The 10,036-nt window shown below is 58.3% G+C and carries 11 protein-coding genes and 1 pseudogene; 4 read left to right on the top strand and 8 right to left on the bottom strand.

Features of this window, described 5'->3' with window-relative positions:
* Window positions 1-58: 58 nt before the first annotated feature.
* Window positions 59-907 (bottom strand): carboxylating nicotinate-nucleotide diphosphorylase, encoded by an 849-nt coding sequence (gene nadC / locus ACE04F_RS26580; RefSeq protein ID WP_486110567.1) that lies wholly within the window; start codon window positions 905-907, stop codon window positions 59-61.
* 266 nt (window positions 908-1,173) lie between these two features.
* Between nadC and ACE04F_RS26575 the strand changes: the two genes are divergently transcribed.
* From ACE04F_RS26575 to ACE04F_RS26560, 4 genes are all read left to right on the top strand, one after another.
* Window positions 1,174-3,384, top strand: a complete 2,211-nt coding sequence (locus ACE04F_RS26575; protein ID WP_486110566.1) for a DUF1631 domain-containing protein — start codon at window positions 1,174-1,176, stop codon at window positions 3,382-3,384.
* 64 nt (window positions 3,385-3,448) lie between these two features.
* Window positions 3,449-4,009: a 1,6-anhydro-N-acetylmuramyl-L-alanine amidase AmpD gene (ampD, locus tag ACE04F_RS26570; protein WP_434569850.1), complete on the top strand. Its 561-nt coding sequence runs from the start codon at window positions 3,449-3,451 to the stop codon at window positions 4,007-4,009.
* On the top strand, window positions 4,006-4,845 hold the full coding sequence (gene ampE / locus ACE04F_RS26565) for a regulatory signaling modulator protein AmpE (protein WP_486110565.1): 840 nt from the start codon (window positions 4,006-4,008) through the stop codon (window positions 4,843-4,845). Before ampD ends, ampE begins: the two co-directional genes overlap by 4 nt.
* Before the next feature lie 12 nt (window positions 4,846-4,857).
* Entirely contained in the window at window positions 4,858-5,406 is a 549-nt protein-coding gene (locus tag ACE04F_RS26560) for a hypothetical protein (protein WP_486110564.1), read from the top strand.
* Here ACE04F_RS26560 and ACE04F_RS26555 read toward each other — a convergent pair.
* From ACE04F_RS26555 to ACE04F_RS26525, 7 genes and pseudogenes are all read right to left on the bottom strand, one after another.
* Window positions 5,397-5,648, bottom strand: a complete 252-nt coding sequence (locus ACE04F_RS26555) for a PAAR domain-containing protein (protein WP_486110626.1) — start codon at window positions 5,646-5,648, stop codon at window positions 5,397-5,399. The genes ACE04F_RS26560 and ACE04F_RS26555 overlap by 10 nt on opposite strands.
* A gap of 6 nt (window positions 5,649-5,654) precedes the next feature.
* Window positions 5,655-6,122, bottom strand: a complete 468-nt coding sequence (locus ACE04F_RS26550) for a hypothetical protein (protein ID WP_486110563.1) — start codon at window positions 6,120-6,122, stop codon at window positions 5,655-5,657.
* 11 nt (window positions 6,123-6,133) lie between these two features.
* Complete coding sequence (locus ACE04F_RS26545) at window positions 6,134-6,385, bottom strand: polymorphic toxin type 47 domain-containing protein (RefSeq protein WP_486110562.1); 252 nt, start codon at window positions 6,383-6,385, stop codon at window positions 6,134-6,136.
* Window positions 6,372-7,982: pseudogene (locus ACE04F_RS26540) on the bottom strand (RHS repeat-associated core domain-containing protein); the annotation flags it as partial. The gene ACE04F_RS26545 and the pseudogene ACE04F_RS26540, both read right to left, overlap by 14 nt.
* A gap of 202 nt (window positions 7,983-8,184) precedes the next feature.
* On the bottom strand, window positions 8,185-8,448 hold the full coding sequence (locus ACE04F_RS26535) for a PAAR domain-containing protein (RefSeq protein WP_486110561.1): 264 nt from the start codon (window positions 8,446-8,448) through the stop codon (window positions 8,185-8,187).
* Between the two features lie 82 nt (window positions 8,449-8,530).
* Entirely contained in the window at window positions 8,531-8,944 is a 414-nt protein-coding gene (locus ACE04F_RS26530) for a DUF6896 domain-containing protein (protein WP_486110560.1), read from the bottom strand.
* A partial coding sequence (locus ACE04F_RS26525) for an RHS repeat-associated core domain-containing protein (RefSeq protein WP_486110559.1) occupies window positions 8,941-10,036 on the bottom strand: 1,096 nt, incomplete at its 5' end. The genes ACE04F_RS26530 and ACE04F_RS26525, both read right to left, overlap by 4 nt.

The following is a 10,036-nucleotide window of genomic DNA, read 5'->3' as shown; positions in this document are numbered from 1 at the left end:
CCCCCCCCCCCCCCCCCCCACGGACTATCTTCGTTTCTGATTGCCCGGCGTCAGCCTGTCAGAGGCTCAGCCGCATCGACAGGTCCACAGCTTTCACGTCTTTGGTCATCGCACCAATGGAGATATAGTCCACGCCGGTCTCGGCGATCGGGCGCAACGTGCTTTCGTTGATGCCGCCGCTGGCTTCCAGTTTCGCCTTGCCGCCGTTCAGGCGCACGGCTTCGCGCATGTCGTCCAGGCTCAGCTCGTCGAGCATGATGATGTCGGCATTGGCCGCCAGCGCTTCTTTCAATTCCGCCAGGCTTTCTACTTCGATTTCCACCGGTTTGCCCGGTGCGATCTTGTGGGCGGCGCTGATCGCCTGGGCAATGCCACCGCAGGCGGCGATATGGTTTTCCTTGATCAGGAAGGCGTCGTAGAGGCCGATGCGGTGGTTATGGCAGCCGCCGCAGGTGACCGCGTACTTCTGGGCCAGGCGCAGCCCGGGCAGGGTCTTGCGGGTATCCAGCAGCTTGACCTGGGTGTCGGCAACAAAGTCCGCCAGGTAGCGGGCCCGGGTGGCTACGCCCGAGAGCATTTGCAGGAAATTCAGCGCACTGCGTTCGCCCGTCAGCAGTGAGCGAGCCGGGCCTTCGAGGTGGAACAGCGCCTGGTCCGGGCTTGCCCGGTCGCCGTCGCGTACTTGCCAATGCACCGCGACGCGCGGATCCAGTTGCCGGAACACTGCATCGACCCAGGCGGTGCCGCTGATGGTCGCGGCTTCGCGGGTGATGATGGTGGCCTTGGCCAGGCGTTCGGCGGGGATCAGTTGTGCGGTGATGTCGCCGCTGCCGATGTCTTCGAGCAACGCACGGCGCACGTTGGCTTCGATTTCAGCGGTCAGAGCGGCGAGGAGTAGATTCGGCATGACGGGCTCCACAAACAAAGTGGCCCGATTATAGGGCCAGGCCGCAGGCGAACCCAAGGCGCCGCTTGCCCGCTGCCGGGCGAAACCTGCATTTGGTCGCATGCCCGCAACATTTTCCCGTTTGTCCGGTCAGTTGTTCCGAGTATTTCGAGCTGGTTCACAAGTGTCCACTGGTGCGACAGGGTTCTTTTACCCGATAATCCGCCTTTCGATTGACGCCATGACTTTGACGTCACAAGCCGAAGAATGCAGTTCAGGAGGCCAGGATGCACAACGACGGGAATGTAGTGCCTTTGCACAAGGCGTCTACTGATCAGGCGAGTCGCTCGCCGCTCCCCCGCCTGCCTGTGATTCTGCTTCAGGTTCGCGACAAGGCCGCGCAACAGTTGCGCCTGGGCTTGCAGGAACTGTTCGATAACGCTGACGACACCTTGTTCGAAATGGCCGACCGGGCGCGTAACGACGTCGAGCAGAACCTCTACTTCGAGGCCATGCGAGACCTGCGGTTGAAACGCAAGAGCATCGAACGTGAATTCCTCGAACAGTTTTTCGAAGCGTTCGTCAATCTTGCCCAGTACGATTTGACCCAGGCCACCCTCGCGCCTGTATTGGGCGCGATACCGGCTCATCCCAACCATGACGACCTCGAACGCCGACTGGCGGTGGAAACCATGGTTGCCCGGGTGCTCAGTCGCGATGGCCTGTCTCTTGATCAGCTCACGGCGCGGCTCGGCGCGTTACTGTCGCGGCCCCTGGCGAACCAATACAATCCCTTGAGTCCGGCCCTGCTGTGTGAGAATTTTCTCCAGGCCGGGCGTAACCTGGGCGTAGGCATCAAGGTCAAGCTGATCCTGCTCAAGCTTTTCGAGCGGTATGTGCTCAGCGAATGCGACAACCTTTACTCCGAGGCTAATCAATTATTGGCCGCCACGGGGATCTTGCCGGATCTGACGGTATCTCCCTCGCGACGGGTCTCGGATCGTCTCGAAGAGCCTGTTCGACCCAGCACTGTCGGCCCTGCCAGGCCAAGGGTCGACGACGTCGATGACAGCGTGCACGAAGTCTTCGCCGCTTTGCAGAAGCTGCTGGTCCAAGTGCGCGGCAGTGTCGCGCCGAACCTTGAGCCCAGCGCGCCGGCCCAGCCGATCTCGACCCGCGACCTGTTGCGCTTGTTGTCTCATTTGCAGCAATACGTGCCGGCCCCCACGGTTCAGGATGACTTCGACCTGCGTAGCCAGCTCGAACAGCTGTTGACCCGGGTCAGCGTCAAAAGCGGCAAGTCCCGTGTGGTCGAGGGCGCGGACGAAGACGTGATCAACCTGATCGCGATGATGTTCGAATTCATCCTCGATGACCGTAACCTGCCGGACTCCCTCAAGGCCTTGATCGGCCGGCTGCAGATCCCGATGCTCAAGGTCGCGGTGCAGGACAAGAGTTTTTTCAGTCGCGGTAATCATCCGGCGCGCCGGTTGCTCAATGAGATCGCCGCGGCGGCGATGGGCTGGGGCGATTGCGACGATCATCAGCGCGACAGCCTCTACCTGCGCATCGAGCAGGTGGTGCAGCGCCTGTTGAATGACTTCGTCGACGACCCGGCAATATTTTCCGAGGTGCTGGCCGATTTCCTCGCGTTCACCAGCGACGAGCGCCGCCGCTGTGAATTGCTTGAGCAGCGTATCCGCGACGCTGAAGAAGGACGGGCGAAGGCTGACCTGGCTCGCCAGCGGGTCGAAGGGGCACTGAACCAGGTCATGCTCGGCAAAGTCCTGCCCCAGGCCGTGGTGGATTTCGTGCAGCAGGCCTGGAGCCAGGTGCTGCTACTGACCGGCTTCAAGCATGGCGAGCATTCAGCCGAATGGCGAGCCGACGTGCTGACCCTGGAACAGTTGGTCTGGAGTGTCCAGCACCATGAAGAGGCTGATGCGGGCCTGCGTTTGCTGGCGATGGTGCCGGACCTCCTCAAGGCCTTGCGCGAGGGGCTGAGTCGCTCGGCGTTCGATCCGTTCGCCACCAGCGAATTTTTCAGCGAGCTGGAACTGCTTCACGTCCAGGCGTTGCAGCGGCTGGGCCAGGCGACGCAAGCCGAGGAGCCGAGGGATCTACCGGTCATGGTCGAGGTGACGGAGCCCATCGTCCTTCGGACCGCGCCAAAAACGCCCCAGGAAGAGCCGACGGTGCGCTTGCCGGCTGATGATGCAGGCCTGCGTCAGGTCGACCAATTGCGCCTGGGATGCTGGGTAGAGTTCCAGGAAGACGAAGACAACAGCCTGCGTTGCAAGCTGGCGGCGATCATCCAGGCGACCGGCAAGTTCGTTTTCGTCAACCGCACCGGCCTCAAGGTCCTGGAGCACAGCCGCACCAGTCTGGCTCTGGAGTTCCGCCGGGGAGCGGCACGTCTGCTCGACGACACCCTGCTGTTCGACCGGGCGCTGGAGTCCGTCCTCGGCAACCTGCGCCAGCTCAATCGCGGCAAGTGATCGCGCAGCCGACGTAGATCGCGGCATACTGGCGGCACTCACCGTCGTCATCGAAGGAACCCGTATGCAGCTGGACCCCGTGAGCGGTTGGTGCGATGGCGTGCGTCATTGCCCTTCGCCCAATTTCAATGCGCGCCCCGAGGGCGAGATCTCCCTGCTGGTGATCCACAACATCAGCCTGCCGCCGGCACAGTTCGCGACCGGCAAGGTGCAGGAATTTTTCCAGAATCGCCTGGATGTCACGGAACATCCCTACTTTGCCGGTATTGCCGACCTGCGCGTTTCTGCGCATTTTCTGATCGAACGTGACGGCGCCGTGACCCAGTTTGTCTCTTGTCTGGAGCGTGCGTGGCATGCGGGGGTTTCGTGCTTCGAAGGGCGGGAGACCTGTAACGATTTTTCCATAGGCATCGAGCTTGAAGGCACCGATGATCTGCCGTTCACCGACGCGCAATATGTCGCCTTGGTGGACCTGACCCGGCAGTTGCGCGCGGCGTTTACGGCGATCACGGTGCAGCGCATCTGTGGGCACAGCGACATTGCCCCCGGGCGCAAGACCGATCCGGGACCGGCATTCGACTGGGCGCGCTATCGCGCGGCTCTGACAGAAGGGGAAGGACAATGAGTTTTCTGGTGTTGCTGCTGGCGGTCTGGATCGAGAAGTTCTCGGCCCTGCGCCAGCGGGTCCAGCGTGACGGCGGCTGGCTGGGCGAGCTGAACAAGCTCGAAGCGAGCCCACGCTGGGTCAATCGGCCCTGGCTGGTGCTGGCGGTGATGGTGCTGCTGCCGGTGGCGCTGCTGGCGTTGCTGCTGTGGGTGCTGCAGCCGGTGGCCTATGGTCTGCTGGCATTGCCGGTGCACCTGTTGGTGGTGATCTACAGCCTGGGGCGCGGCGATCTGTTGGCGGAACTCGGGCCGTTTCGCGACGCGTGGCGCCGTGAAGATTTGCAGGCAGCGGCCCATGTGGCCAAGCGCGACCTGGACATCGACGACGCCGAGAGTGGTGAGCAGTTGCTCGAGCGGGTCCGGGGCCATTTGCTATGGCAGGCTTACCAGAGTTTTTTTGCGGTCATCTTCTGGTATTTCCTGCTGGGTCCGGTGGCTGCCCTGAGCTATCGATTGCTCGCCCTGGCCGCCGAACACAGCCACAACCCCGGTGTGGCCGAACGTGCGGCGCAGCTGCGCCACGCGTTTGATTGGGTACCGGTGCGGTTGCTGGCGGCGAGCTTCGCCCTGGTGGGCAACTTCGTGGCGGTCAGCCGGGTCATGCTGCACGAACTGCTGAGCTGGAACATCAGCGCCGCCGAGTTGATCAACAAGGTCGGCCTGGTGGCCGGCGAGATCCCGACCCCCGTCGCCGGGCCGGACGGCATCAATAGCCTGGATCGGCTATGGGAACTGCTGTTGCGCTCGGCAGTACTCTGGTATGCCGGGTTTGCGTTGTGGACGGTGTTGGCCTGATCGAAGGATGTTGTGGCCAACAGCTTTTGTGGCGAGGGAGGCGGCGTTCTCGGCCAGCAGCAAATTGCTATTGTCGTCGTAGGCGAAGGTCTCGGTCTGCCATTCCAGGCCTTCCTTATGCCCGGCATGGCGGGCGATCAGGCGGCCCATCGGGTCGTACTCAAACTCGTTGACCCGGTCGCCATCGAGGCGGCGCGTCGGTTGATTGCTGCCGTGGTCGTAGAGGTAGTGGGTGGTTTGCTGGTCAAAGCCGGTTTCCTTGAGCAGGCGCCCGGCCGGGTCGTACTTGAAGCGGGCGCTGCTGTTGTTTTCGTTGCGCAGTTCGATCAGTTGGCCGAGGCGGTCCCAGCGGTAATCGAGCGTTGTGCCGTTGGCGTCCTGGCGCTGTTGGATCAGCCCGGCTTCGTTGTAGTGCCAGGTGGTGCGCTGGCGCAGGGCGTCGGTGTGGGTGAGCAGGCGACCTTCGGCGTCGCGGGGTTGACGCAGGCATGGGCATTGGCGCGATCAAGCCAATGCCGGTGTCGTCCATTTGTTAAAGAGCGGGGTGCCTGTCAGCGGTGAACGGAGCCGCGTGAGCCGCTGGCGATCAGGGTCGCGCCGCAGGTGGTCTTCATGCCATCCAACGCCACGGGAATGCCGTTGACGGAATAGGTGCTGCTGCCTTCGGCAATCGGGAAGGGGCCTTTGCATCGGGGGCACATCACCATGTGGCCTTTACCGGCTATGGGCCTACCGTTGAGGTTGGTGTGGGGGATGGATTCGGTGACAACGCCGCCGTGGTTGGTGGTGTCGCCGAGGCGAATTCTCTGTCATTTCATTGTGCTCACTCTGCTTGCGAGTAATGGTCTAAGTCGAGAATTGATTTGCAGTGTCGAATAAAAATTTTTCATCGCCTTATGGCTGTGTTTGGTTTTTTTTAGCGAACTGCTCAATATCTCGAAGAATCGGCATTCCTCCAGAATTTTTTTGATTTTTGATAGTGGAAGACTGAATAACAATTTTTCTTCATTATCCTCGTCCGCTATTAGCCATACGTCGTCAGTAGTGGGTGGCGCCACTTCCTCTATATGTAAGTATGCTGAGTTATCAGTGAATGTATATATTTTTGGTTTTGCCGCCAAGGATGACCACCAAGCTCTAGGCCTCTCTTTGACAAAGATGGACTCTATTGCTGATAGTACTTCATCTTTATTCGCTATCTCGTGGGCGACCAGCCCATTAAATGCTAAGGCTTCTTCTATTTCGGTCTTAAGGGATGAGCTGTTTGTTTGACTCATAATGTATCAGCCTACTTCTTGTCAGGGCGATGTGGATGTTGTGGGCCGCTATAGGTAATATTGCCTCGCTCAGCACAGCCGCATTTTCCGCGCTTACCTGCAGTTTGCCAACCTACATGCGGTTTATCGTGTCCGGTTGCAGGATCCATATCGGCATGAGGGGCATCATATGCAACTTTTGCGCCCCCTTCTCCTTTGAACTCAACGACAGTGCCCGTTACTGGGTCATATTTAGAGAATGTAACATTATCAGGATTTGTCATTCCTGCGTTCTTGAATGCCTGTATTATCTGCTGCCCCATGATAAGGTGCGTCCTCATAGACTCTTGATAACCCTAGCGGATCAATCCAATCAATCGGATTCGATGCATAAGCATAGACGTTGAATCCACCCGCAAACCCAATCGGATCCTTACCAATAAACCTTCCCACCTGCGGATCATAGTACCGATAGCGGTTGTAGTGCAGCCCGGTTTCGACATCGAAGTACTGCCCCTGAAAGCGCAACGGATTGCGCACATCCGCGCGCCTGGCGGTCTCGCTACGCTGCTCCTTGGCCAGCCCCCAAGCCTTGTAGACTCCAGCCCAGGCGATATCGCCCTTTTCGTCGGTCAGCTCCATCGGCGTGCCGAGGTGATCGCATTGATACCAGGCGAACGCGCTGAAGGTCACAGGCTTAGGTTTGTGCTGCCAAACCGGATCGCGGTCGATGTCGTAAGCGCCTTCATAGACCGGCTCGGGCAGCAGTTGGATGCTGCGTTGCTCCACCGCCTGCGCCACCGGCACAAAACTACCCGGTTCAAAAAAGTAGTGGGTCAGCCGTTCGCTCTTGTCGTTGTTGCGGCTTTCGAAGGCCAGTACATCGCCATCCCAGCCATAGATGGTGTAGCCACAACCGTATTGCTCATCGAGCTTGGCGCGTTCCATCTTGTTCCACATCGGCCCGGCTTCGCGGCGGTCGTGGTACTTGGCTTTGGACAGTTTGAACAGCCGCCTCCCCAGCGCATCGTAGGCAAAGCTGACGGTGAGTCTGTCATCTGCGTAGCCGATCAGGCGGTCGTACAGATCCCAAGTGAAGTGCGATTTTTTACCGTTGTGCAGGCGCTCCTTGAGGTTGCCGCGTTCGTCGTAGCTGTAGTGAGTGCCGACGTAGTCACGCAGCAGGTTGTCCAGCAGTTTGTTCGGGCCATATTGATTGGGACGGCGCGGTGCCTGCGGGTCCAGCAGGTTGCTGGCTGGATCAAAGGCGAAGGTCTCTTCGCCGCTGATGGTCTGGGCGGCAAGCAGGCGACCTAACGGGTCATAGCGGTAACTGAGCGCGCCGCGCCGGGTGTCGTCGATGCGGGTCAGTTGACCGGCTGCGTCGTGCCGGTAGTTGCGCACCACCAGGCGCTGGGAGTCGCCGCGTTTTCCCAGGGCTTGCTCCAACAACTGACCGTTGGGCGTCCAGGCTTGTCGTTGTTGCAGGCCGTTGCCTTGGTCGCGGCTGATTTCACGGTGCAGGTTGTCGCGTTGGTAGCTGAGCAGCTCTTGGTCATCGACTTTTAGCGCCAATAAATGACCGCTGCCGTAGGTTAGCCAACTGACCCGATGCCCATCCGGGCGAGTGGTGGCGATACGCTGGTTGAGGGCATCGTACTCATGCTTCCAGATCGCCACATGCGGTTCCTGCAGGTAGCGCAAGTATTGATGCTCGCGGGTGTTGTTGCCCGCACGGTCGTAGAACCATTGCAGTTTGCAGGCGGCGTTTTTTGCGAGCAGCAGATTACCGTTGCCGTCATAAGCGAAGGTCTCGGTCTGCCACTCCAGACCTTCCTTGTGCCCGGCATGACGGGCGATCAGGCGGCCCATCGGGTCGTACTGACCACGGGTATGTTGTCGCTGTTGTAGCTGTAATGGGTCGTGTTCTCCTGCGGGTCGATGGTTTCGATGATGTTGCCGCGTTGATTGTAATCGTATCGCCACAGGCCGCCTTCGGCGTCGCGGGTGTGAAGTTGGCATAGGCATCGGCGCGATCAAGCCAATGCCGGTGTCGTCCAGTTGTTAAAGAGCGGGGTGCCTGTCAGCGATGCACGGCCCCACGGGAGCCGCTGGCGATCAGCGTCGCGCCGCAGCTGGTTTTCATGCCATCCAACGCCACGGGAATGCCGTTGACGGAATAGGTGCTGCTGCCTTCGGCGATCGGGAAGGGGCCTTTGCATAAGGGGCACATCACCATGTGGCCTTTACCGGCCATGGGCTTGCCGTTGAGGTTGGTGTGGGGGATGGATTCGGTGACAACGCCGCCGTGGTCTGTTGTGTCTCCTAAGCGAACGACTGCTTTCATTTTATTTTGTCCGACTTCTGTTTTTTAGTTGAGTGGTTCTTTGTATGTTTGCGTGCTGGCTCGCCTGTGACTCGCATTGTGGTTAAGTTATTGTCTCGTAATCTATTGGTATTGTAATTGACGAGTTTTGTAGAGTGCGCATCAGTTTTCTTAAGCCATCTTTAGTGTGTAAGTCAAATTCTATTTGGTCGTGCGATACGGTAATTCTTTCTAGTGATGTAAAATAAGTTTCTAGCCTCCATTCGTCAGCTGAGTATGGGGCTGATTCCAGGCCTTTGTGAACATCGATTTCTTCTTTTGTTTCTGTATTTGTAAAGCAGATGCCTGCTCCATGTTTTCTGAACTCCCATATTTTTCCGTTAATTGTGACTTTTCCATGTTTTGGCCATTCCGTTTGTGTCTCTGGTGCCTTGAGAAATTCTGCTATCAGCATTCCTTGAGTATTGGAAAATTTTTTAAGCATTTCAAAAAATTGATATAGAGTTATTTTTTTCATTGACACCTCGACTCATCTCTATCGTTTTGAAGTTTCTTGGCGGTTGCTGGGTCAATGCTGTGAACAATTACCGGAACTTGGCCAATGCGAGCCCTCGTGGCAGCTTGGGCTCGATGGTGTCCGTCGATTATTATGAGGCTGCCATCAACGTTAGCAACGTCAATTGGATAGCTTTCATCATATCCGTCTTTTCTCATTCTCGAAGTGAGTTTGTCCACCCTATTTCTAGACATTTCTGCTCTTGTTTGTCGAGACCGCAAGTTCCTTGGATCTACTTGCAGTGGTGAGCTCGGGCAAGGGGAACAATTACATCTTGTATCTCCCATTTTTTTAGATAACCCAAGCGCATCAACCCACTCTACCGGATTCGGCGCATAGGAATACACATTGAGTCCACCCGCAAACCCAATCGGATCCTTACCAATAAACCTTCCCACCTGCGGATCATAGTACCGATAGCGGTTGTAGTGCAGCCCGGTTTCCACATCGAAGTACTGGCCCTGAAAGCGCAACGGATTGCGAATGTCGGTACGTTTGGCGGTGTCGCTGCGCTGCTCCTTGGCCAGCCCCCAAGCCTTGTAGACTCCAGCCCAGGCGATATCGCCGTGTTCGTCGGTCAGCTCCATCGGCGTGCCGAGGTGGTCGCACTGGTACCAGGCCACGGCGCTGAAGCTCACAGGCTTAGGCTTGTGCTGCCACACCGGGTCACGATCGATGTCGTAAGCACCCTCATAGACCGGCCCGGGCACCAGTTGGATGCTGCGTTGCTCCACCGCCTGCGTCACTGGCACAAAACTGCCCGGCTCAAAAAAGTAGTGGGTCAGGCGTTCGCTTTCGTCGTTGTTGCGGCTTTCGAAGGCCAGTACATCGCCATCCCAGCCATAGATGGTGTAGCCACAACCGTATTGCTCATCGAGCTTGGCGCGTTCCATCTTGTTCCACATCGGTCCGGCTTCGCGGCGGTCGTGGTACTTGGCTTTGGACAGTTTGAACAGCCGCCTCCCCAGCGCATCGTAGGCAAAGCTGACGGTGAGTCTGTCATCTGCGTAGCCGATCAGGCGGTCGTACAGGTCCCAGGTGAACTGGGATTTC

The sequence above is a fragment of the Pseudomonas sp. AGC41 genome (assembly GCF_057334555.1).
The sequence above is the reverse complement of the archived record's forward strand: the minus strand, read 5'-3'. Positions and strand labels throughout refer to the sequence as shown.